The organism is Photobacterium sp. GB-36 (assembly GCF_003026135.1).
Classification (GTDB): domain Bacteria; phylum Pseudomonadota; class Gammaproteobacteria; order Enterobacterales; family Vibrionaceae; genus Photobacterium.
Genome location: NZ_PYNY01000001.1, coordinates 40,881 through 65,682, shown reverse-complemented (window position 1 = coordinate 65,682; position 24,802 = coordinate 40,881). Strand labels below are relative to the sequence as shown.

The 24,802-nt window shown below is 37.7% G+C and carries 20 protein-coding genes and 1 riboswitch; of the genes, 11 read left to right on the top strand and 9 right to left on the bottom strand.

Annotated features, from left to right (window positions below; genetic code table 11):
• Window positions 1–21 precede the first annotated feature (21 nt).
• Window positions 22–114: riboswitch (glycine riboswitch) on the bottom strand.
• A 365-nt stretch (window positions 115–479) separates the two neighbouring features.
• On the bottom strand, window positions 480–1,805 hold the full coding sequence (locus C9J46_RS00285; protein ID WP_107290355.1) for a glycoside hydrolase family 18 protein: 1,326 nt from the start codon (window positions 1,803–1,805) through the stop codon (window positions 480–482).
• A gap of 501 nt (window positions 1,806–2,306) precedes the next feature.
• Here C9J46_RS00285 and C9J46_RS00280 point away from each other — a divergent pair.
• Both C9J46_RS00280 and C9J46_RS00275 read left to right on the top strand, forming a co-directional pair.
• Window positions 2,307–3,008, top strand: a complete 702-nt coding sequence (locus C9J46_RS00280; RefSeq protein ID WP_107205868.1) for a DNA-binding response regulator — start codon at window positions 2,307–2,309, stop codon at window positions 3,006–3,008.
• An 87-nt stretch (window positions 3,009–3,095) separates the two neighbouring features.
• Window positions 3,096–4,079: a DnaJ domain-containing protein gene (locus C9J46_RS00275; protein ID WP_107245322.1), complete on the top strand. Its 984-nt coding sequence runs from the start codon at window positions 3,096–3,098 to the stop codon at window positions 4,077–4,079.
• Window positions 4,080–4,129: 50 nt separating this feature from the next.
• On the opposite strand, the gene C9J46_RS00270 is transcribed toward C9J46_RS00275, so the two are convergent.
• Both C9J46_RS00270 and C9J46_RS00265 read right to left on the bottom strand, forming a co-directional pair.
• Window positions 4,130–7,222: an efflux RND transporter permease subunit gene (locus tag C9J46_RS00270; protein ID WP_107290354.1), complete on the bottom strand. Its 3,093-nt coding sequence runs from the start codon at window positions 7,220–7,222 to the stop codon at window positions 4,130–4,132.
• A 1-nt stretch (window position 7,223) separates the two neighbouring features.
• Complete coding sequence (locus C9J46_RS00265; protein ID WP_107290353.1) at window positions 7,224–8,375, bottom strand: efflux RND transporter periplasmic adaptor subunit; 1,152 nt, start codon at window positions 8,373–8,375, stop codon at window positions 7,224–7,226.
• A gap of 134 nt (window positions 8,376–8,509) precedes the next feature.
• Here C9J46_RS00265 and C9J46_RS00260 point away from each other — a divergent pair, with 134 nt between their 5' ends.
• From C9J46_RS00260 to C9J46_RS00245, 4 genes are all read left to right on the top strand, one after another.
• Window positions 8,510–9,118 (top strand): TetR/AcrR family transcriptional regulator, encoded by a 609-nt coding sequence (locus C9J46_RS00260; RefSeq protein ID WP_107290352.1) that lies wholly within the window; start codon window positions 8,510–8,512, stop codon window positions 9,116–9,118.
• Between the two features lie 29 nt (window positions 9,119–9,147).
• Window positions 9,148–9,750: an HAD family phosphatase gene (locus C9J46_RS00255; protein WP_107245317.1), complete on the top strand. Its 603-nt coding sequence runs from the start codon at window positions 9,148–9,150 to the stop codon at window positions 9,748–9,750.
• 54 nt (window positions 9,751–9,804) lie between these two features.
• Window positions 9,805–10,272 carry a hypothetical protein gene (locus C9J46_RS00250; RefSeq protein ID WP_107290351.1) on the top strand — a complete coding sequence of 156 codons (468 nt, stop codon included), beginning with the start codon at window positions 9,805–9,807 and terminating at the stop codon, window positions 10,270–10,272.
• Between the two features lie 95 nt (window positions 10,273–10,367).
• Window positions 10,368–11,066 (top strand): hypothetical protein, encoded by a 699-nt coding sequence (locus tag C9J46_RS00245; RefSeq protein WP_107290350.1) that lies wholly within the window; start codon window positions 10,368–10,370, stop codon window positions 11,064–11,066.
• A gap of 30 nt (window positions 11,067–11,096) precedes the next feature.
• Here C9J46_RS00245 and C9J46_RS00240 read toward each other — a convergent pair whose 3' ends face one another.
• A complete protein-coding gene (locus C9J46_RS00240) occupies window positions 11,097–13,037 on the bottom strand; it encodes an FUSC family protein (protein WP_107205876.1) in 1,941 nt (646 codons plus the stop codon).
• 221 nt (window positions 13,038–13,258) lie between these two features.
• Window positions 13,259–13,624: a hypothetical protein gene (locus C9J46_RS00235; RefSeq protein WP_107205877.1), complete on the bottom strand. Its 366-nt coding sequence runs from the start codon at window positions 13,622–13,624 to the stop codon at window positions 13,259–13,261.
• 290 nt (window positions 13,625–13,914) lie between these two features.
• Here C9J46_RS00235 and C9J46_RS00230 point away from each other — a divergent pair, with 290 nt between their 5' ends.
• On the top strand, window positions 13,915–14,196 hold the full coding sequence (locus C9J46_RS00230) for a hypothetical protein (protein WP_005367462.1): 282 nt from the start codon (window positions 13,915–13,917) through the stop codon (window positions 14,194–14,196).
• Window positions 14,197–14,304: 108 nt separating this feature from the next.
• Window positions 14,305–14,886, top strand: coding sequence for a glutathione peroxidase (locus C9J46_RS00225; protein WP_107290349.1), 582 nt, complete (start codon window positions 14,305–14,307; stop codon window positions 14,884–14,886).
• A 68-nt stretch (window positions 14,887–14,954) separates the two neighbouring features.
• Here the strand turns inward: C9J46_RS00225 and C9J46_RS00220 are convergent, their stop codons facing one another.
• A complete protein-coding gene (locus tag C9J46_RS00220) occupies window positions 14,955–16,457 on the bottom strand; it encodes a sodium:alanine symporter family protein (protein WP_107261560.1) in 1,503 nt (500 codons plus the stop codon).
• A 564-nt stretch (window positions 16,458–17,021) separates the two neighbouring features.
• Window positions 17,022–18,035 (bottom strand): ribonuclease T2, encoded by a 1,014-nt coding sequence (locus tag C9J46_RS00215; RefSeq protein WP_107290348.1) that lies wholly within the window; start codon window positions 18,033–18,035, stop codon window positions 17,022–17,024.
• A gap of 555 nt (window positions 18,036–18,590) precedes the next feature.
• Between C9J46_RS00215 and C9J46_RS00210 the strand changes: the two genes are divergently transcribed.
• From C9J46_RS00210 to C9J46_RS00200, 3 genes are all read left to right on the top strand, one after another.
• On the top strand, window positions 18,591–18,896 hold the full coding sequence (locus C9J46_RS00210; RefSeq protein WP_107205881.1) for a hypothetical protein: 306 nt from the start codon (window positions 18,591–18,593) through the stop codon (window positions 18,894–18,896).
• Between the two features lie 565 nt (window positions 18,897–19,461).
• Window positions 19,462–20,334, top strand: coding sequence for an ABC transporter ATP-binding protein (locus C9J46_RS00205; RefSeq protein ID WP_107290347.1), 873 nt, complete (start codon window positions 19,462–19,464; stop codon window positions 20,332–20,334).
• Window positions 20,331–21,164, top strand: coding sequence for an ABC transporter (locus C9J46_RS00200; RefSeq protein ID WP_107205883.1), 834 nt, complete (start codon window positions 20,331–20,333; stop codon window positions 21,162–21,164). Before C9J46_RS00205 ends, C9J46_RS00200 begins: the two co-directional genes overlap by 4 nt.
• Window positions 21,165–21,290: 126 nt before the next feature.
• Here C9J46_RS00200 and C9J46_RS00195 read toward each other — a convergent pair whose 3' ends face one another.
• Both C9J46_RS00195 and C9J46_RS00190 read right to left on the bottom strand, forming a co-directional pair.
• Complete coding sequence (locus C9J46_RS00195) at window positions 21,291–21,494, bottom strand: hypothetical protein (RefSeq protein ID WP_005367479.1); 204 nt, start codon at window positions 21,492–21,494, stop codon at window positions 21,291–21,293.
• A 326-nt stretch (window positions 21,495–21,820) separates the two neighbouring features.
• Window positions 21,821–24,673: an Hsp70 family protein gene (locus tag C9J46_RS00190; RefSeq protein ID WP_107290346.1), complete on the bottom strand. Its 2,853-nt coding sequence runs from the start codon at window positions 24,671–24,673 to the stop codon at window positions 21,821–21,823.
• Window positions 24,674–24,802: the final 129 nt, after the last annotated feature.

Here is a 24,802-nt window from a genome sequence, read left to right as displayed (position 1 = left end):
AGATAATATCTGGTTGCTGCTCTTATCTCCTCTGTCCTTTTGCCTGAGAGTTTCACCCATATAGGGCTTGCTCCTTCGGCGCTCGATTTAACGAGTCTCTCCAGAGGCTCCTCCAACAACAGTCCATACCTATCGTAAAATACGACATGGTGCCTGAAAGATTTACGATTTAATAAATTGAGGGCTCAACTTATTAAAAACGCTTACTTCTTCGGCGGGCGTAAGAGATACCATCATGGTAATTTCTTTTGCCGCTCTCCTGCTGTCTTCATCGGAACTCATATTTCGGATTGCAATGTTAGGGGAATGAAATGTGATTGTCAGCAAAAAAAATGTGCAAACAGTGAAAAAAAGTCTAAATGTGAAAAAAATAAGCGGGTGATGGGGGCAGAAATTTGTTGGTGGACAAAAAACAAGCTTACTTATCGGGAAAGTAAGCTTATTAGTATGTGGAATCAGTTTATATAAACAAGACGTCGTTATTGTTTGAAGTTTTTACTGAGTAATTTTATTAACTCATGGTTGTGATCTGATGTCACTTCCCAACCAAAAACGCCACCGAGTTGATGTTCCTTCACATAATCAGCTTTAGCTTGTAATGAACGCTTATCTTCAAAACTGATATATTCATTCTTCTTTTGGCTAAATAAGACGGCAGCTTCCGCTTTTTCGTCATAATAGTACTGGTAACCCATTTTTTTATTGTTGATTAAATATTTCACAATATCGGAGTAGTTAAAATAACCAGGGTCTGCAATATCTGAACCTTTATCCATTGTCCCTTTACTACTTAGCCCTTCGAGTTTATCAGCGGAAGCATTGTCGACACCTTTCCAGCCACGACCATAAAAGGGGCTACCAATAATGATCTTTTTCCTGTCAACCCCATGTTTTAATAGGGCATTTACTTGGCTATCAATCGACATATCATCAGGCGTTAATGGGGTGCTATATAAATTACTATGGTGGCCAACCTTAGGGCCCCAACTGCCTAAAAAATCAAAGCTCATTAAGAATATTTGATCGAGATCTTGTGATACTTTTTTCCAATCAATACCGGGTAATGTTTTAGGTGCACCATTTACTGCCGCTGAAAGTTGGTAGGTACGTTTGTTTTTTATACCGAGTTCATTTAATTGGGTACGAAGTTCATGAATTAATTTTGTGTATGCAAGACGCTCACTTTCAACATTATCATTGCCTAAGCCTGATAAACCATGTCCACCAGGGTATTCCCAATCGATTTGAATGCCATCGAAGAAATCATATTTTTGGATTAATTTTATAGCACTATCCACAAATGTTTTTCTGTATTCATCGTTTAACGCCACAGTATGGAAAGGCTCAGATAATGTCCAGCCGCCAAAACTAGGAAGAATAGATAAATTTGGATTTTCGTCTGAAAGTAACTTTAGTTGACCGAAGTTTCCATGGTAACCAACTTTAATTGATGTCTTACCTTTCAGTTTCATTTGAAGTGCGGCATAGTCATCTAAGACGATAGCTGTACCTATTGGTTTATTTTTACAGTGAGTTTTCATTATTTTTTTTATGTTGTCGGGAGAGGCATCAACAGGTCCGCACACAGCAAGAAAAGCATAAATAATATGCGTTAGATCATTAACAGGAAGCATGTTGGCACTGTATGGCGTTTTAGGGGTATACACTTTCCAATCTGGATAATATGCAGCAATAACAGGTGTTGAGTGCGTTATTGACTGAGCTGCGGTTTGATTGGAAAAGAAACAACTAATTAAAGTTGCGGTAATAACGGGAAGATAATAATTCCGTAAGAAATAACGCATTGATAGATCCCTAATCGCGAAACATAAATTAATATAAAACAAGTATACTATCGTTGTTTGTTTTTATTGAGTTATGTGAATTGTTATACATTATGACAATGATCACAAAGATACACTAAAAACAAAATTTTACATGTAAAAATTTGTATTAGAAATACGGTATTTGTTTTTTTTTTGCTACAAAGTATTTCTGTTTTTTTTATACTGAATTGTTAATTTAACGGATGTTGGATGGTTTGTTATGTTATAAAGGAATCACTATAAATAACAAATATATGTATATAGTTGATAATTAATTCGGACTAGAACAAAATAGTTATCTCGTTATTAATAATTAAGAATATGTAATATGACTGGATAAATTAGTGTTTATAACCATTATTAGCCATATTAATAAGTATCTAATAATTAATATCTGAGTAAATTAGGAACAATATTATTTTTTGATAAAGGATGATCATTAAAGAATTTTATTAAGAGAATAACCAAACAGGTGATGATGTGATTTGGGTAAATTGTTGTCATAAAGAAAAACATACCAGCACTAAAGATATTCTACTGCAGTATCACAATCTCGTTGATGTATCGCCATTTGAAATACTATCAACAATGACTGGTTTTGAATTAATTTTCATTGAAATACAAGACTCACAATCAAATGGCTTTAAATTATTACGTACCATAAAGCAGCGCTTTCCTGATGTGAAGATTGTTATTGTTTATCATGATTTAGACGCTGAATTGGCTGTGTCTGCTTTGCGATCTGGTGCTGAAGATATTTTATCGAGTAATGCAATCCGTCAAAAAGTTGATGCCTGCTTAACGCGCTTACATACCCATGACGATAATATGATAAATGTTGAAGATATTTCTCAGCGAGAACTTTCGATCCTTCCTGCTTTAACAATTATCGACAAAGATATCAGTGCCCCCTTGCGGGAAGAAGAGTTAGCAAGTGCGTGTCAATTTTCATCGACGTATTTCTCTCGTTTATTTCACAACATAATGGGAGTGACACTCAAGCAGTACATTATTAAAAAGCGGTTAGATTTAGCTTGTGGCCTCTTAAGTTCAGATCAAGAAAAAATATCAGCCGTTGCCTCATCTGCTGGATTTAAAGACGTGTCTTACTTTTCAAGAGTATTTAAAAAGCATATTGGTTGTTCCCCTGGTGAATTTCGTGCCAGTCGTCAAAAAAAATGAATTTTTTTGTAGTAAATTTAATTAATAGTTGCCTAACGAACATCTTCATTGCAGAGTATTTTAACGTCACCGTTACTAATATTCACAATGACAACATACCATGAACTGCTGGGAACAACAGAAGACTTCACAAGAAGTGATATCAAAAAACGTTATAAATTGTTATCTCATCGATTGCATCCTGATAAATCAGGTTCTGTTATTTTAATGCAATTAATCTCGCATGCTTATAATGAAGTATTATGTGGTAATGGTAATAGGCATTGCGAATTAACCCATATTAATCATGAAAAAATATTATTAACAAAGAAGTATGCAGAAAAAGTAAAGCAAGAGTTAGCACTGCAAAAAAGAAAGAATGTTGAGTTAGAACAACAAGTCTTAGAATTAAGAAAAAAATTAGAACATCAATCGTGTGAGAATAAACGATTAACGGAAACGTTAGAAAAGAAACAAAGAAAAAAGATTGTTAGCACAGTGCTGCCTTATGAAAATAAGACGTGGGAAAAAAGATATCGAATAATTAAATATGGATTAGTTATATCTTCTGTTGTATTAAATGTTGGATTAGCAGTTGCTGCAATAACACTTACCAAGTCTAATGTTGTTGATCGTGTAATTTTCAAAAGAGAAAATAGGTTGATAGAGCCATCGCTAGTTCCACAAAAAGTCGCTGTTGAAGAGCTTATTTCCCCTAAGCCAGAATTAACGACACATCGACCAATAGAGCTAACACAAATCGTCGGAGAATGGACTTTATTCCAACCAACAGATCAACCACCTTACATTGCAATACGTAATCAAGTAGGTTCTTACATTGTGCAGCGCTGTGATCGTCATTTTTATTATTATGTCAATATGACTCAGCAACGAACGGCATTGCCCGCTAATTTACGTTTTATGTACCAGCAGCAGAATTTTTTGGTTTATAACATTGCCTATGGGATAGGTTCAGAACGGGATCACTGGGTAAATAGTCAAAGTATTAAAATTAATAGAGAGTATTTTTCTAATACCTCTTTTTTAAATACTAATAAAATACTGCAACAGCGTTGTGATAACGGCTTATAAATAAAGCCCAATGCCTCACTTGAAGTGATAAGCATTGGGCTTTGTTTTTATTAGGCTGTTTGTAATGGCATTACATGTTGCTGTTTACGCTTCATTAATAGTGTAAAAGCAGCAGGTACAAAGTAGAAAGAAAGTAATGTTGTTAATACTGTACCGCCTGCAATGGTAACGGCAAACGGAGGCCAAAAACCACCACCTTCTAACATCAGAGGAATAAATCCACCAACGGTTGTAATCGTGGTTGAGGTTATATGTCGCGTACAACTCATTACGGCAATATGAATGGCCTGTTTATCGCCATTTAATGCATTAGGATCTGCTTTTAGCTCGGAAAGGATGACAATAGCGGCATTTATTGCCAAACCAATTAAACCGAGTAAACCAATAATGACGGTAAAGCCAAACGGATAATTAAACAGCCATACTGAGAGCAGCCCTAACCCTGATGCCATAAAGCCAACGGTGAAAATGATCAAACTTAATCTAAAGGAATTAAATGAAATCACAACCACCATGATCATGAGTGTAAATACCATGGATAAATTGGTGATGAGGTTGCCTACAGATTTATTTCGTTGTGCAGATTCCCCCCCAATTTCAACAGTATATCCAACAGGTAATGTCGTCATGTATTGATTGAGCTTTACTTTAAATGCATTCAATGCTGTTTGCGGTAAAACACCGGCTTCTAAATAACCTTCAATAACATTAATGCGTTGACCATTTCGATGTGGTATTGCACCACGTGTTGGGGTCAGAGATAGATCAGCAATGGATGAAATAGCAATACCTGAAAACTGCTCACTTGCATGGTTATTAACCACTGGAATATGAAGGTTTGCTAAGTTCGTCATATTTTCGCGAGAGAGGTTATCCACACGAACACGAATAGGGATTGCTTCTGCACCTTCGATAATATTGCCGTTAGTGATCCCAATCAGTGATGCTTGCAAGAGATCTGCGATTTGAGAGAGGTTTAAACCACTTAATTGGCTGGCTTGTTCATTCACATCCACACTGACTTTCGGTAAACCTGATAATAATGTTTCACGGGTATGCGTGACATTTGGCGTACTCGCCATCAATAAGCGGATATCTTCACCAATGGTTTTCAACATATCAAGGTTATTGCCGTATAAACGTACTTCAAGTGGCGCATTAAACGGAGGGCCTTGTTCTAACTTACGTATTAAAATTTGCGCCTCTGGGATCGCATTATCTAATTGCTTTTGCAGTTTAGGGATCAGCGTATTAGCAACTTTAAAGTTAGTGGTTTTGATCATCGCTTGAGCAAAGTTAGGTGTGCCTTGTTGGTTGGCGACCATGTTGTAGTAAAACGAGGGAAAATTAGTCCCAATTAACCAATTAACTTGTTCGATATCCTTATATTCTTTAAGTAAGTGATCGATTTTTTTCGTGGTTGCTTCTGTTGCATTGATACTCGCTTGTGGCGGTAAAAACACTTGGATCTCGAACATATCACGATCAGAAGGTGGGAAAAATTGTTCGGTTAACTGAGATGCACTCCAGATACCAACAAAAGGTAATACTGACATTGTAATGAGCGCTAATAACGGACGCTTAATTGCCATTTTTACGGTATTGCCAAATGCATTGGCAAGCCATGGTAGGGTTAAGCCTGTTTGGTACCATTCATTATGTTGGGTTTGTTTAGGAAGCCAACGCGCTGCAAATCCTGCAACCAGAGTATGAGCAATAAGATAAGAACCGATCAGAGAAAAAGATACGGTGATAGCAATAGCACCTACAAATTCACCAGCAGGACCTGGCATTAGGAAAATAGGGGCAAAGGCAAGAATGGTTGTCAGTGTTGAGCCGAGTAACGGAACCCATAAATGTTGAATAGCTTTTAAGGCTGCATCGATTCGTTCAAAACCTTTCTTACGATAATGTTGAATAGTATCTACCATTACAATCGCATTATCGACCATGATCCCAAGCGCAACAATTAACCCCGTTACCGACATTTGGTTCATCGGTAACCCCGTAAAATGCATTAAAGCGAGGGTGAATAAGCAAGTAAGTGGCAATGATAGTGCCACAATAAACGCAGAACGGATCCCAAGCGTAATAAATAATACGATTAAAATAAGCGAGAAGCCGAGCAATAAATTTTGGGCTAAATCAGTAAGACGAACTTGTGTATATCCTTGCTGCTCAAAGATACGATTGAGTTTTATATTACTCGGGAGCTCTTGTTCAAATTGAGTCAGAAAGTGATTAACGCTCTTTGTCCATTGATCAACGCGTAGATGAGGCTGCATACGCGCAGCAACAATAACAGCGAGCTTTCCATCGATAACAGCTATCTCAGCTGCTGGGTTTGTTTGCTGACGTTGAATGGTGGCGATATTTTCTAACCGCACAAGATGACCGTTACTATCAATAGTGATAGGTACTTGTCTGATACGGTCGAGTGAGTCTAAAGAATCGGCAATTTCTAAACTAAATCGACTTTGTCCATTTACCAGTTCACCGGCAGCATTTTTTGCATCTGCACCTTGTATGGCAGAAGAAATAGAAATGGCTGAGCGTCCTAATGCACTAACGGCAACAGGATCAATTTTTACCACCACTTCTTCTTCGGGTAAGCCATATTCATCAACAAACTCTGTACCATTAAGTGCACGTAGGCGGTTACCTAGTTCAATGGCATAACGGCGTAGAGTGAGTAAATCTGTGGGAGAGCGACCTTGCCAAGTAAGCGCGGTAATGACGGTAAAGGCATAAGAATGATCGCTGTCTAAATTAGGAACAGAAGCACCTTCTGGTAGGTTCGGTGTGATATCAGAGAGTTTATCTCTTGCATCAGACCATACTGGTTCTGAATCGGTAACGCTGTCTTTTAGTTCTATACTAACCAGCGAAATACCCGGACGAGAAACCGATGTAATGTTATTAATATCATCTATTTGTCGTAGTTTATTTTCAATTTTCTCGGTAACGAGCGCTTCAACACGTTCAGCCGTTGCCCCCGGATAATGGGTTATAATTGAAGCGTTACGATTATTAATAATTGGGTCTTCAGCTCTTGGCAACGAAGATAAAGCAGAAAGACCACTCACGATCAATAAAGCGACAGCCAAAACCAGTAGGCGGGTATTAGAAAGAATACGTTTCATTTTAAGCCCCATTATCATCAGTTAATGCTGGCTTGGTGGCTGTTTTTTGTTTCGGTGTTACGCTTGGGGTTATGGTTACGATTTGGCCTGGTACTAAACGATGTAATCCTGTTGCGATAATCTGTTCGCCTTCATCAACGGCACCTTGGATATAGGCTTTATCATTTGCAGCATAGAGGAGTTGTACTGAGCGTCGTTCAACTTCCGGCCCCGCACCATTTTCAACAACCGCAAAAATATTCCATGTACCGCGAATACCATCAGTTAACGCTGATAAGGGAACCCAAAATCCTGCTTGCTGTTGTGTATCGTTGTAATTGAGATAGGCTAATTGACCGTTAATAACATTGGCATTCGTTGGCAATGAAAAACGGAAATTAATTGCACGACTATTAAGGTTCACGGTAGCGCCCGGATTGAGCAAGGTGACAGGGTAAGTATCTTTACCTACTCGTACTGTCCATGATTTTTGTTGGGTCACGCCTTGTACCTTGTCGATAGGAATACCGATATGTACTTCTTTGTTTTTATTCGCCAGCAGAGTAACAGTAGGGGAGCCCGCGTTTACAACATCGCCATGGGAAACATGACGGGCGCTGATGACCCCACTGTAGGGAGCAATAATGGTGGATTTCACTAACCGTAGTTGGTTTGCTGCAAGGGTCGCTGAGAGTTGACGATAGTTCGCTTGCAGCTCTTTACGTTGGCTTGTCAGGCTATCTATATCCGATGCCGCGCTAAAGCCTTTGGATTTTAGTGATTTTTGGCGTTTTAAATTAGCATTAACTAACTCAAGTTGCGCTGATATTTGAGCTTGTTGGGCTTTTAATTGGTCGGCTTCAGTTGCAAGTAATAAAGTATCGAGTGCTAAAAGAGGATCACCTTGCTGAACTGTGTCACCCACATTGACATAAATACTGTCAATTTTACCGCCGAGTTCAAAGCCAAGGTTTGCCTGTTGACCTGCTTGAACAAATCCAACGTATTCACGCTCAATCGCAAACTCTTGTTGTTGCTTGAGTTGATGAGTGTCTACACTAAGCAGTTGTAATGATGCTTTATTTTCTTCTTTTGCTGGTGCATCACATCCAGTTAGCGTAGCTGTACTTATTATTACATATAACGCTAAAGAAGATTTGGGTATCCGTTGCATTACTGGCTATCCTAATATTAAACTAGACTGACAAGTCCATATGATTAAAAAGTATACCATTCAAACTGGACTGTCTAGTTTGATTGTGTGTATTTATGTAAATAATTAGCATTTATGTGCTCGTAGGTGGAAAATTGCTAACAGCAAGAAGTCAATTAAAGAAACAACAAATATTAGATGCTGCTACTGAGCTCTTTACTCAACATGGTTATGCGATTTCTATGGATAGCATTGCATTAGCTGCGAATGTTTCTAAACAAACGGTTTATGCGCATTTCAAAACTAAAGATGATCTGTTTGAAACTTGTATTCGTGCTAAATGTATGGAAAGCCAGATGGATAAATTACCATTGGATGATGGAAGAAGGCCGCGAGATGTATTGTGTGATTTTGCTAAACGTTTTCAATCGATTTTACGAACAGAAGAAGCTATTTTGACCTATAGAACAGCGATTCGTCAGTTAGAATCGCATCCTGATCTGGCTAAAGTGTTTGTTTCTGCCGGACCTGAAACGACTATTGAAATGTTGGCTCAATACTTATCTGTTCAACAGCAACAAGGTGTGTTGAATTTTTCAATTTCAGCCTCTGACGCAGCGATGCAGTTATTATTAATGTTGCATGGTCGAATGGTATTTTTAGCGCAACTAGGTCAACCTTGTGATATGACAGAGCAAGAAAATGATGCTTATATTGAAAGCTGTGTTGATTTATTTATGACAGGTTACGCCGCAAAAAAGTAACGATAAACGATTGAGAAGGGATTTAATCAATGGATATTAGTAAATACAAAGCAGTCATTTTTGATATGGATGGAACCTTAGTGGACTCTATGCCAGCTCATATTTATGCTTGGCAACTCACGTGTGAAGCGCACAATATTCCTTTTGATCACGATTGGTTTTATACCATGGGCGGTTCACCAACCTTAAATACGGCAAAAGCTCTCATTGAAAAATATCAGTTAGATGTAGATCCTGTTTATCTTGCTGAATCAAAACTCCATCACTTTGATGATATTACACATAAAGGTGAGGTGATAACGGGGACTTTCGAGGTATTGAAACAAGCAAAATCGAAAGGTATTCCAACTGCAATAGGGACGGGATGTCAGCGTCGCCACACTGAAGAAATTTTAACCAGTGCAGGCTTAATGCCGTATCTTGATGCTATTGTCACTGCCAATGATGTTACACAGCATAAACCGCTTCCTGAAACGTTCTTATTAGCGGCACAAAAATTAGGTATTGCAGTACAAGATTGTGTGGTGTTTGAAGATACCGAATTAGGTTGCCAAGCAGCTAAATCGGCAGGCATGGACTGTTATTTAGTCGCTGGTGGAGAAATGAAAGAATTCCGCCCTGCAAATATGTAGTGTTAACTGAAGATCAGTTATGCTTGCGCGCCTACTCGCTTAATACCGACGATTATGACCGATAAAAAATCAACGCATCAACGTGGAACACATAAACCACACCCGAATAAAGGCCAGCCTTACACTATTTCTGAAACGCGATTTTGGTGCCAGCGTTTAGCAAAAACAACCATCAGAGCACTACATATTTTAGGGGTTGCAGTATCTAGTGCTGGTTTTATGTTCGCTGTTGATAAAGCACTTTGGATCAATTGGTGGGTTTTAGCCATGATGAGCGGTGTTACCATGATGTCGCTAGAAATTTATCGTTCAAAACTATGGCTCATTCAGCTTAAGGGTATTTTAACATTTGTTAAATTATTCATGCTGTTATCTATTATTTGGCTTCCTGCACATCAAGCACATATTTATATTACAGTGATTTTACTTTCAGTCTTTATTGCCCATGGCCCAGCAGGATTACGTCATTATTCTATCTGGCACCGTAAACGTATTGATGAGAAAAAACAGTTGAATGGATAGATTATTGCAACTGTGCATATAGTAATAAAAGCAAGGATGCTGAATTAGACTTACACTAATAGGAGCGAGTGTGTTGTTATCAATAGGAAGGCATTATGGGACACCGCCACATTGTATTTTATTCTATTGTCATCACTGTAATTGCTCTTGTTGTGTTTGCGTTAAGGGAACAAGAAGTACATCAACAAAGTATGGAAGAAAAGTTAGCCTCCGCGATAGAAAAACAGATCTTACCCCCAGATAAAACCTTACCTAATACTGACCAGAAATTACCTTATTACCTCTATGGGCGAGCGGATTTAAATAATAACGGTAAAGAAGAAACCTTTGTGCTTATGCAGAGCGAACGTTATTGTGAGAAAGATGAGTGTAAGGCCTATTTATTTGATGACCAATATAAAATAATGGCAAAGTGGGAAAAAATTCAACAACCTGTGTTGGTAGGTGATGATACGAATAACGGTTGGAAAGATATTTTATTAACATCTAATAATCAAACGTATCTCATTCAATATTCAGATAAAACCTATAATGAAAAGATAACGACAGCAGCTAAATATACGGATAAAGCACAAGCATTAGAAGCCGTAGGATTAGCAATAGATAGTGAATATTATCAAGCAAACGGGACGAATTTAGAGCTTGATTACAACCAGCCGATTTTTGATTGTCAAACCTGCTATTTATTTAGTTATGAAGAACTTGATAATGCTAACAGTCAGCAACATTACTTAGCAGTGAATGTTGCGACTGGCAGTGTTAGAAGGGTGAATGACTCTCAAAATAAACAGTGAAAGTAGATTTTTCTGAACTGTAAACCTAGCTTATTTTAATGGAAATGCTTGTTGATAACATAGCCACAATTCTAATTGATTAATATCTTCTTCAATTAATGAACATAGCATATCAGCCGAATGTTCATAATTATCCGTATCAATATCAATAGGTTGATCTATCTCATATCGTTGTGGGAATCGTTTTTCAATGTCAGAAAGCTGTTTAATCCACTTCTGGGTATAGTTATTATCATCAGGAGTATTAAGCCCAAGCTTGGTTGCTAATAAAAGTGAATCACTTAAACGGCGTAAGATAACCAACAAACTCTTCCAATCTTGAGAGGTACGAGGGCTAAGATTTGGTTCTTTTAGTAAATTAAATATCTCAGCTTTAAGGGCATAATAATTATCCTGTGCTTTGTACAGGTTTAGTTTCTGCTCAAACAGTGGCTTATTGAGTACTGTTACATACAAAATCTGTGAGCGTATCATGCGTGCAATATAGAGATCTAACCAACGCATTGTCCAACTCGGCGCGACAAAATAATTAATAGAAAAGGCAATGGTTACACCAAATAAGGTATCAATAATACGATAAAACGTCACATAGGTATTATCCGGTGAGAGTAAGCTGATAGAGAATACAATCATCGATGTTAACCAGAATACGTGAATGTCATAGCGCTCTTTATGGTATGTGGTAAAAGCAAAAAAGACAGAGATGCTAGTTAGTATAATCAAGTGTTGATTTGGAAAAAAATATAAGCATACAAAGCTATATAAACCGCCTAATGCAGTACCATAAAAACGATGCCAAATGCGGTGGTTAGTTACACCTATTGACGAGGTGAGTAATACAATAAAGGCTGTTAGTGAAATCCAATAACCTTGAGGGATTTGATAGAAAATCGTTAAAAATTGCGTAATCGCTAATGTAATGGCTATTTTACCACCGTGTCGCCATTCTTTAGATTTAAGATGTAAAGCATGCTTAAAATTACGTAAAAAGGACACCGTATCTGAGGTGAAAAGATAAATATTTTTACTGTAATCGAGTGTAGAAAAGGTTGAGAAATTATAACAGCGCTTAAGTTGTTCTAATAAATCGACAATGTATTGGTTGTTTTTATGCTCGTTGACATCAAAGATCGCTGTAATTTGCTGGTGGTGCTTGATTTCTCTTGCGGCTTGTTCAATCCAATTAGATAAACGGCTGCGTGTATTTTCTTGTAAATTGAAACTTAAAATACGTTCAAGACTAATTACATATTCAGCGACTTCAAGTGAACGTTGTAGATCCATACGCACTTGTTCAGTTCGTTTAACTGAAGTAATTGAATTGCTGTAGTAAGCGACTTTGTGCGCGCATAAATAAAATTGCTGTCGTTTCTCTTCTAGAACAGATTCATCATCGGTTAAACGGACTGTATTTAGCCAGTCAGCAAGAGTAAACGTCACTGAGTGTATATGGTTTTGTAAAATACGTCCTTTGAAAAAAGGCCATAAGATCAGTGACGTTAGTATTACACTGCCTGCGGCAAACAGGTTCGCGAACAGAATGATGAAAAAGGAATTTTCGGTGCTCGCAAAATGAATGGACATAATGTAAGTGAAACCAAAATTATAACCAAACGAACGAATATGCGGACGTTGGTTAGACATCAAGCCATATACAATTGCAATGCTACATAATGTAATGGCGCTAAGCCATAAGTTATCAAAGACACTAAAAGCTAGGTAGGTTGATAAAGCGGTTAAAAGCACTGAGATCAATAAGATTTGTAAGCGCTTTAAATAGGGGAGATCGCGCGCTTGAGTGCCGAGTAGCCAAGCGGTGATGAGTCCTGATATTCCAGCAGCGGTAAAACCAAAAAAATAGAATAAGCCGAGTGACATCACCATAGGAATGGTAATGCGAATAGAGTCAGGTATATCTGCCGCATTAGAAAACCAACGAGACCATAGAGAGCGAAGAGAGTGCTTTTTCATTAGTTACAGTACAAACGCAAGAAATATAGAGATGAGTTAGTATAAAACTAACGGAATTCGTAAGAGGTATATTATAGCGTAATGTATGCCCATGAAAGAGGCTTTACAAGAGGATTCTCAGTATAAGGCTTATTTAGTGCTTATTAGTTAAATATTGCTGAATATAGCAGCAAATAAATGCAACAAAGCCCTTGTGTCAAGGGCTCTAGAAAGTGGCGACATTAAGCTGATTTTAAGAGTAGTTGGCCAAGGTAGTTCATCGAAAATGCAGCATCTTGCGCTGCGGTATTAACTTTAGCGATGTATTTCTCAGCTCGTTCTGGATCATCTTTTAGGCTAGCTTTGATCTTGCTGATCATTTGCTCTGCCATTTCAGTCTTTTGCTTACAATCATTAAATAGCGCAGAAATAAAAGAAATTTCAATTTCTCCGCCTTTTGCGAACAACTCAGCTGCAATGTTATAAACTGTATGGAATTTGTTCGCAGCATCTTTTTTATCTGCTTCCACTTCCGATTCCCATTCAGATGACCAAGTCTTAAAAATAACGGCAATCTGCGAATTAGCGGCGATTTTAATTTGTTGCATATTGAGTTCCTAGCATTGTTCGATAAAGCATAATAATTCAGCTTAATTACGGATAAAAGCCTTTCTTACCGAAAAGCAAAATCGATGGTAGATCTCTTTATGCTTTGTTTGATTGTTAGCCATATTTACTATTAACAACCAATTATCAGCGGATTTACATCACATTATTTATCTAAATTTGCACTTTCTTGTCATTTCTATTGCGAAAAAGCTTGCTTGCGACACTGTAACGTTTTAGCTTGAAGTTAGCCGATAATTTATATTAATGGCTGAAAGCTAAGGAGGAACTTATGATTCAAGTGAACTTCGATTTAGCAAAAACGGCGTACAATAAAGTGCTTAAATACCCATTTGGAGGTGAGTTAGAGCAGCATGAATATTTAGCACTCCGAGTATTTCGTTGGGATCTCGCTCGTGCTGGAATGCAAATCGATCGTGCGTTTGATTTGCGCTTAAAACGGTGCGGTTATCGAAATATTGCTACGCAGCCAGCTAAAGCACATCGACCATTGCCTGCTTGTGTTATTGATAAGATGAGCGAGGCGTGGAAATTTCAAAACGGTTATATCTAATGTTTTATTCTCTTCAATAGTGGCTAAAGAAATAAACTTTCTTTAGCCCTTTTTCGTATTGTTGACTAATTAGCTAAATAATTAATTGATAAATAGAAGGGAAACAGTATGCAAGTGGTTAGTAATAATCGTTTTATTTTACGACTTATTTTATTAATAAGTTCGATCCTTTTTACTTCTCTTGTTACAACATCAGCGAATGCTTCAAGTTGCCCAACGCTCTATCAACATCCTTTAAAGAAACTCAATAGCGATGAGTATTATGATTTTTGCCAGCAATTGACTGGCAAAGTGGTATTAGTGGTGAATACGGCTAGCCAATGTGGTTTTACACCTCAATTTAAACAGCTGGAAGAATTATATAAAAGGTATAAAGAAAGTGGATTGGTGGTTATTGGTTTTCCATCTAATGACTTTAAGCAAGATAGAGGCAGCGATCAGCAAACGGCTAATATCTGCTATAGCAATTATGGCGTAACGTTTCCTATGATGACAAAAACAAGTGTTAAGGGAAGTAAGGCCAATCCATTCTATAAACATTTAATCGCACAGTCTGGTAAGTCGGTTGGGTGGAATTTCCAAAAGTATTTATTAAATAAACAAGGGCAAGTAGTCGGCGTATTTCCATCAAGTCTATCACCAACAAGTGATGAAATGGTTGCTGCAATTACGCAACAATTGAAGATGTAATATCGGAGATTAGAAAAGAAAAAAGCCAGTATTGAATATCAATACTGGCTTTTAAAAACGCTTATAGATTATTTAGTGAAATGGTTGCCGTGTTTACGGCGCGCTTTCGCAATGGTATCTGGGTGCCATGCACCGTCAAGATCTTCAAGCTCTGGGAATTTAGAACGGTCAAACTCAGGCGTTTTTCCTTGTTTTATCTGATGCTCGTAATCTTTAATAACGCGGATAGCTAATTTTGATAAGAAAATTAGCGCTACGATATTAACAAATGCCATTAAGCCCATGGATGCATCAGCTAAGTTCCATACCACAGGTAGCGAAGCGACTGAGCCAAACATCACCATGCCTAGTACACACAAGCGGAAAAGCATCAGACCTTTTTTGGTATTACCATTTAGGAACATGATATTTGTTTCAGCGTATGAGTAGTTTGCAATAATTGATGAAAAACAAAATAACAAGATTGCTGCGGCAATAAAGTATGTTGTCCAGTTACCTAATTCGTTAGACAGTGCGGTTTGTAATAAGCTAATACCTTGACCCGCATTTGGCATATCCATCACACCAGAAAGCATGATCATCGCAGCAGATGCAGTACAGATAACAATAGTATCAACAAATACACCTAGCATTTGTACAAAGCCTTGTGAGGCAGGGTGGTTAGGGTTTGGTGTTGCACTTGCTGCGATATTAGCAGCCGAGCCCATACCCGCTTCATTTGAGAACAAACCACGTGCAATACCGGTTTGCATTGCTTGTGAAATTGTAAATGCGACACCGCCTGCAGCCGCTTCTTGCCAGCCAAATGCACTCTTCACAATAAGAGAAAGAACAGCAGGGATTTCTGTGATATTCATTATTACGACGATAACAGCAATAGCGAGGTAACCAATTGCCATCACAGGAACAATTTTAGCTGATGCTGAAGCAACACGGCGAAGACCGCCCATAATAAAGAAAGCAGAAAAGATGACGAGTACGATGCCTTGAGTTGTTTCATTAAAACCAAAAGAGTGGTGAAGCGCATCTGTAATCGTATTTGCTTGAACTGCGTTAAATACAAAGCCAAACGCGATAATTAAGCAGATAGAAAATAGCGTTCCCATCCAACGCTTGCCTAAGCCCTTTTCCATATAATAAGCAGGGCCGCCACGATATTGACCATCAACGTCTTTTACTTTGTATACTTGCGCAAGAGTGGATTCAATAAACGCGGTTGCCATACCAAATAAAGCTATAACCCACATCCAGAAAATAGCACCAGGTCCACCAATGCTTAAGGCTACTGCAATACCTGCCATATTACCGGTACCAACACGCGCCGCCATTGATGTACAAAATACTTGGTATGAACTGATTCCATTTTCAAGTTCACGGCCACTTCTAAGCACCTTAATCGCATGTCCGAATTGACGGATTTGTATAAAACCTAAACGTATAGAGAAATAAATACCCACGCCTACGAGTAAATACACTAATACCTGTCCCCACAGTACACCATTGATTGAACCAATGATTGCTAACAGACTATCGTTAATAGTTGTAAGCAAATTTTCATTCGTAGAATTCATAATTTTTCCTGTAAATAAAACTTAATCATCAAGATAATTAAGTGAATAGGAACATTCATATTTAGTGAGTGTTCTTAATTTATCGGCTTGTATGATGGTATTTTTTATAATTAATATGAATGAATATTCTATAGTGAACATATCACAACCATCTCACCGACTTAGCTGCTCTAAAGGCGATGAAAGGTAGCACGAATCACTAAAAATCCAAGTGGGTTTATATCACAAAAAAAGAATCAATTCTATGTAACGCGTTACATTTCGCTGTGTGTTACAGTGTTTTATTTATTTTAATCAATTAGTTATATTTTTGTATGCGGTGATAGTGAACTTACTCAAATAAACACTGTGCATTATCACAGGTTAAGAATATTCGAGCGATTTAAACTTTTTAAGTGGCATTTTATTTTTTTATAACGCGCGAGATAAGAGAATTAACAGTAGATTGAGAGGAGTGTAAATGGAGATAAATAGTCATATATATGATTATATTGAATGACATTTACACTGTATAAGAATATACATGTGAAGAGTAAGGGATAAACAATGTTTATCCCTTTTATATTATTTACCAGAATCTTCGATATAAATTATTTTACGGCAGTTTCCGTAAAACGCTCTGCCTTTTGGACCAGCATTAAGTAAATCAACAATAGGTTTACTCAAATCGATATCTTTTCCTAAATTAAGGCGTACTTCATTGAGGTATTTACCCTGAGTACAAGATAGACTGATACGATCAACGGCATTGTTACCAAAGCTGGCAACGAGTTTCTTCTTGAAACTAGATACAGAAACGTTACGACCTATATTGTCTTTAATAAATAAGCCAATAGGAGAGGCGTCTACTTTTTCAACCAGCTTTGTTGCTGTTAAGAAGTAGTCGTTAGCATCACGCGTTTGACAAGTACCATGTTTCTTCCACTCATATTCACCAAACTTTGTTTGGTAATAGAAGTTAGGCATCCACGGTGCAATTTGGTTTATGGTATTACGAGAAAGGTCTAATCGAGCGTAACGATCACAGTAACCATAGGTGGTTCCGCAACTGGCTTTATTCGGCCACAAGCCATGCAATGTTAGGTTGGTGATTTTTAACTTACCATCGTTAATTGCATTACATTCAGGCTTTGTACCTTTATAGCGAAAGTGTTCACAAAAACCTGGCTGCCAAGTAAGTGCTAAGACATAAGAATCAAAATCTCCCACAGTGCTGCAACTTTTACGAGAGTTCGAATATTTGTTGTCATGCTTTTTGACGGGGGCGCTGATGCTTTGGCTTAAATCCACAGTACCGCAATCTTTACTTACCCAGCGAACAGCAGGTTTAGCATCTGGCACAAGTATATGAACCCAGCGATAATCGCGTTCATTGAGTGCCTTTATTTGATATTGTTTACCGACGACAAGTTGAGTGTCGTCAGGGTTCGTTTGCTTACGAAAGGATTGGAAGGCTTCGCAATTTTGTGTTGCTGTAAAACCACCAGATGTGGCAATAGAGGCATAAGAGCCAAAACTAGAGAAAGAGAAAAGTGTACCTAAGCAAAGCGCTGTTAGTGTTTGTTGATGTTTACGCACAGTAAAACCTATAACAAAGATGATATGGCGCTAACTATAGTCTATTATTTTATAAACCTTAATAGTTGTGGCTTTTTGTCGTTGTAAAAGTTAGATTTTAGCTATCGACCAGTCTATCTAGACAAATCTCAATTGAAACATCATGATAGTGACAATAATCAATATGTGATTCTGGTTATAAATATGAATGACGAGTCATTATTGTGCCCTTTTTTTTTGTACAATTCTATTAGTGGCCAGTGTGTTCTAAGTTATGAATTAAATTTTTACTTAATTATGTATTCACAATCATCAAAACAGAGAGTAATATCTGTCTAAGTAACACTCCCTGTTATACGAAATTGTAAATTTCAATTATAATTAAAGCATAAGACCTACTTGGTGAACAACTCATTAGTGTTTACAGTTATCATCCCACGATCCTTTGTTGGGAGGTTAATATCATTAAGACTAAATATGTAGAAACTAATGCAAAATCAAGCTTGGTATTAGTAATTTTACGAATAAATGATACGGTACTTTTACCGTAGCGAATTTGTGTCCTCGAGGTAATTAATGGATAGTTTCGCAGCTGCAGAAAAAGCGCTGAGTGCAATGTTAAAGAGTGTAGAAGAGACGGGCGTTGTTAAAGAAACACGTGTCGACTACCGCCAAATTTTGATTGATTTTGCCGATGAAGTCCCAGGTCGTCAAAAAGCAGTGATTAAAAGAATACCACTCCAAAAAATAAACAACCTTATTGCTGTTCTGCATGAATTTAAACAAGAATCACGCCAAACGCGTATGATTGAAATATTAGCCATGATGGAAAAAGATGATGTTTCTCCTTATGAGCTGTTAGATGATGAATATGAAGATTAAACAGTAACAAGCAGTTTATTGATTTATAAAAAGAATGATAATTATATATAGAATATACAACAAGGTTTGTATCGTCTTTTATATGTAAATTATATATCGCATTCATAATAGATTGCTTTATTACTCCGAATTGCTGTCGTATGCAGAGCGTATGCTTATTCAATGCTCTGTGTACGCTTGTTCATGCCTTCTATTAGCCTATCTATATTACTTGATAGTCCAATTTTCCACGATGTTTCTTTTAATGAAATGATAATTCGACATTAGCTAAATAATCGTGAGAAGAATAAATTTATAATGCTATTTACCTTCATAAAGGCGTTTCTTATTTATCCGTTTGCATAAATGAGATCTTTTATTGCTAGGCTGAGTACGATTAACTTTTATCTTCATATATTTCATCTAAATACAAAGACGTTCAAATTTTGTCGATTTTCATTATAAAAATCAAACGATGCAAAGCCATTCTTTTATCAACAGTTGATTCATTGCCGAACTTCTCGTTACTCTTACTATAAGCAAGCCAATAAATAACCGTTATTAGGTATTTCCAAAGGAAGCGGACGTGAATAAAAGTTTTGTAGATCTAACATTTATCTCAGCCCAACACATCAGTAAAGCGTACCAAAATAATGAAGTATTAAGTGATGTTAATTTTGAGTTAAAATCGGGACAAGTCTTAGGCTTACTTGGGCATAATGGCGCAGGAAAGTCGACATTAATTAAAGCAATGCTGGGGATGCATAACCATAGTGGTGAATTAACTATTTTTGGTCTAGAGCCACAAAAACAACGGGAAAAAATTGTAGAGCGTCTTGGCTATATATCGGATGTTGCAGTATTACCTGAATGGATGACTGTTAAGCAAGTGATGAAATATGTACAAGGTGTGCATCCTCGCTATGATCAACAGAAGATGACAGCATACTTAGCTCAAACCAATATTTCATTAAAAAGTAAAATTGCTGCGCTATCTAAAGGGATGAAAGTACAGTTGCATCTTGCACTTGTGATGGCGACAGATGTGAATGTTTTAATTCTTGATGAGCCTACGCTAGGCCTTGATTTAATGTACCGTGAAACCTTCTATCGTTATTTAATGGAATGGTTTCATGCGGGCGAAAGAGCGTTGATTATTGCAAGTCATGAAGTTGATGAAATAGCTCATATGCTGACAAATGTGTTGGTGTTGAAAAAAGGGCGAACTGTTTTACAAGGACAACTTAGCGATTTATCTGAGCGTTTTAATATCCTTTCGGTTGATGATCAACATATTGATCAAGCGAAAAAGTTAAAACCGATTAGTTGTAAAGTAGGTTTAGGCCAACACCGTTTATTGTTTGAAAATATTTCACCAACTGAATTAGCAATGTTAGGTACAGTTACTAAGCCAAGTCTTGCTGATATATTTATTGCCAAGCAACAGGAGGCTTTATGAACCCAATAAAAGCATTGTTAACTAAAGAATTGCTTGAGCATAAGCTTGTCACTCGCTTACCACTGTTTCTTGCTGCTTTTTCGATTATTTGCATCATATTAATTATGAGTAATAGCCAGAACTTCTCATTTAATGTGCAATCATCAGGGTTAGAAAATTGGTCGCCAAATTTTACTCATAGCGATTCTTTTGCGGGTATTGCCGGGCTAATTAATTTCATGCTGGCAGGGTTGGTGACATTAGTGAGCTTTTTCACCTATACAGCAAGAACACTGTCGAAAGAGAGAAAAGAGGGCAGTTTAGCGTTTTGGCATTCAATGCCAGTATCGGATGCTAAAGCGATAGCTGTAAAACTTATTTTTGCCTTAGTGATTATACCGATTATTACTTCTTTCCTATTGTTGTTTGCTGATCTTACTGTTTGGTGTGTCGGACAATGGTTTCTTCCACAAAGTTTATTAACGGACTATTCAGTTAATCTTGTGGCATTGGGGCAGCATTATGGCGAATTTATATCGACAATGGCAGCCATGAGTTTAGCGTTATTGCCTGTCGCTTGTATTATATTCTTTATTTCTCAATTTAATGAGCATCCCTTAATTACAATATTTGTGATTATCTTACTTATTAAAATAATGGGATCTATTGTTTTTAATTCAAGTGCCATTGGTGATTGGATAAGTCAAGTCAACAATCTGTCAATTAATATATTAATGAGTGATCACCCATGGGGGACATTAATGGCAATAGGTAGCCCAACATTGATGGGATTATTCATTATTGCGGTTATTTTCTTTATTCTCACTGTCAGATTTAGATCGGGAAAATAACCAGTAGACAATAAAAAAGGAGAGTATCAACTCTCCTTTTTTTATACGCACCGGTATTAAGCTTTCGTTTGTTTTTTTATCTATACAGTTATATGCATGGGAAAGCTTATTATTTTATAATTTAGATTAAGCTGCTGTTACAGATTCAATGTACTTTACTTCATTTTTATATTTGCGCACGTTACGCGATAATGTGCCTTTAGGAAGTTCGTAACGTTTTTCAGCCTCATAGCTTGATAGGCCATCAAAAACAACAGCTGCTACTGCAACACGTTGATTTTCTGACTTAAAAATACGTTGTGCGATGATGTGGAATTGAGAATTATTCATAGCGACTTCTACTCTTCTATATATTTAAATGTCTTTATTGAGGGCTAAAGGGAGTCCCCCAATAGCTTTACTTGTTAATAAAACAAGCAAACAAATGCTGTTAATAAGACAATAACAAGATGAACCTTAACAGAAGATTAATAGATTAGGCTTTCGTTATTAAAAGTAGATATTGATTCATAATTTTAATAGATTCTCTTTGTTTATTTATATTTATCAACGGATAAGTAATAAAATACAGATGTTATATTTCATAAATGATGAAAGGATGAGTAAAAACTCATCCTTTTAATTAAAAGTAAGGTTAACTTTTATAAATTAGCAGATTAGCCAATTAATCTTAAACCATTAGGTAAAGCATCACCAAAGACGCGCTTGGTTTCATCTTCAGTTAATATTTTAATTTCTGATACCATTTCAATCCAGCTTTCAGGTGCACGACTTGCTTTAAGTTTATCAATAACTTGCTGTCGTAAAGCATCATTGATATCTAAGTTACGATCACCCGTTTTACGCGTCATCATAACAGCCGCAAAGCCAATATAGGGTTCTTTACGCCAATCAAGCTCCATCAGCTCTGGTAAACAGAAAGAGACATGTTCTGCCGAGAGAAGATTATGAGTTGAACCATAGAAAGGCGTACGTGTAGCAATACGTCCAATCGCCCACCAATGCGCTTGTGCGTATTGGGTTTTCTGTAAGCGTCCAAATAACCACTCAATAAGTTGAAGCTTTTTGTCAAAAGGCAAATGTTCAAGTGAGGCGGCTAAACGTACCATGTCTTCATAACTACGTTCTTGAAGCTCTTTATTCAGTTTGGCATTACGACTAGCACCAGGAGTGATGTATTTAGCAATGTCTTTATAGATCACTAATTGTTGCTCTTGGGTTAAACCACCGGCAACACGACGCCAGAAGGTCCACCAGTCACACCAAGTTTGGGTATTGGATTCAAATTGAATACCTTGTTGGTACAATGCCCAAATTTCATTCATACGGAAATCATCAGCAGGGTAGCCAAAACCCGGACGCATGGTAAAGCCTATAAGTTTTAACCAGTTACGCTCATGAAGATCTGAGCGACGACGACGCTTTTTACTTTCTAATAGTGCGTTAGCTAATTCACGTAAACAGGGGGTTTCCCAGTTATCACGTTTTCCCAGCATCTTATCAAGATCGTTACGTAACGTTTTTGCTGCTTTACTGTTATCGCTATTCTTACTGCCACCATAGACTTTTTTGATGGCATCAATGGCGTCATTCATTCGTGGAGGAAGTTCACTTTCAGCAAGGGTGCTATCGATATCACCACGATGTAATTTAGCGAGATCTTTTCGGATCGCAAATTCAACTTTCCAGCGTTTTTTGGGATCTGCTATGCTAACCGCTTCGATCTGAAGGGTGCCGACTTCAGTTAGCTGACATGCTAAGGTTACCTCTTCACGATCTTTCTGGTTTGCCGCTAATTCGCTACGATCTCGTTCACTATCAAGAGTCGCAATAAATGGCGGTAGAGTAACAAAACCATCACCAATAATTTCAACCAGTTCACCGGCTTCTGAGTATTTTTCATCAGTGGTAGAAACAAGGTTAAAACGCACGGGCTCACCCAAGGTTAAAGCAAATTTACGATGAGTTAAGTTAACTTCAGTACTTTCTTCAATACCTTTTGGTAATAAACAGATACCTTGTTTTACGTCTTTATTTTGACCAATAACAAGGAAGAAAGAACGGGCAGAGCCACCGCCAATTTTTAGTTGTGCGCCATGACGGGCTTTGGCATAAGCAACCGCACCAAAGGCAACCGCAAGATCGGGATGTAGGTTTTTAAGCTCTGTAATACAGCTATCGTCGCGCCATGATGAAATGACGTTAAGTGTGCGCTCAGTCAGTAATGGGCTGTTAAAGACACCACCATTTAGCAGTACGGCAACAGGGATCGCTGGTTTATCGTCATCGATTTCAATACCATTTTCTTTGAACGCATCGCGGCACACATGATCATGAAGATCGATAAATTGTGCAATATGTTTACTAATAGCAGGATCTGCCGCATAGGGTAGGCCAAATTCGACCATAGCCGCTTGACGTTGGCTTGGTTGCTCGCTGTATGCTGTCATAGGGAAGAAACCGTCAAGCGCAATGCGATGCACTTCGTCACGATTTAACTCAATACTTTTGGCACCACCAATCAATCGTGAGCCGCTACCTAACATGGTTACTTTTGCTGTATCTGGTGCATTACCTGATAATAAGCTTTCTTTCACTTTACGTGTTTGCTGTATAAGCTTTGATAGCGCAGATTGACTGAGTTTGTTTGATTCACCGTTCAGACGTTGCTCGGCAACATGAGCAAGGGATAAATCAAGGTTATCCCCACCAAGCATTAAGTGATCGCCAACCCCTATACGATCAAGGGTGAGCTTATTATCTTTGCTACCGACTTTTATTAAGCTTAAATCGGTTGTACCACCACCTACGTCACATACCATTAATAGTGGTATGTCTTTGAGTAATTCATCTGCGTTATCTTTATTTTGCGCGTACCAGTCGTAACATACTGCTTGCGGCTCTTCTAGCAATAAGACTTTTTTTAATCCTGCTAACTCTGCTGCTTGCAGTGTTAACGCACGTGCAGCTTCATCAAATGATGCAGGCACAGTTATCACTACTTCTTGATCGACAAGCTTGGCATTCTTATGGTGATAATCCCATGATTGACGAACATGGTTTAAGTAACTGGCACTCGCAATGACAGGAGAAACTTTCTTAACATCTGATTTAGATGCCGTTGATGACCAAGGTAAAATAGCTTCGTTACGATCAACGTTGGGATGAGATAGCCAACTTTTCGCACTCACCACTTGGCGACCTTCAACTTTTGCGCCCAGTTCACGGGCTAACTCACCAATGATCACGGTATCAATTTCGCCGTTAACCGGTTCAGGGTTCCATGGTAAGACAAGTTGAGTTGCATCCATTTCACCTTGAGCGGGGTGATAACGGAAAGAGGGCAGTAGAGGTTTACGAGCGACTTCGCCCGGTGCAATAAGTTGATCGATATTGAAAATATGCATTGGGCTATTTTCAAGATCATCTGTAATTTCAGCGTAAGCTACAACGGTGTGCGTTGTCCCTAGATCGATACCGACTAAATAGCGAGGGGAAGATGAAGGCATGACGACTCCACAAAGTAAAATAGAAAAATTGACAAGTGGGAATAAATGAAAGCCCTACAGAAGGTAGATGATTGTGTATTGTTATAACTATAAACCCACGAGTATGTATATAGATAAACGGCGCATCAA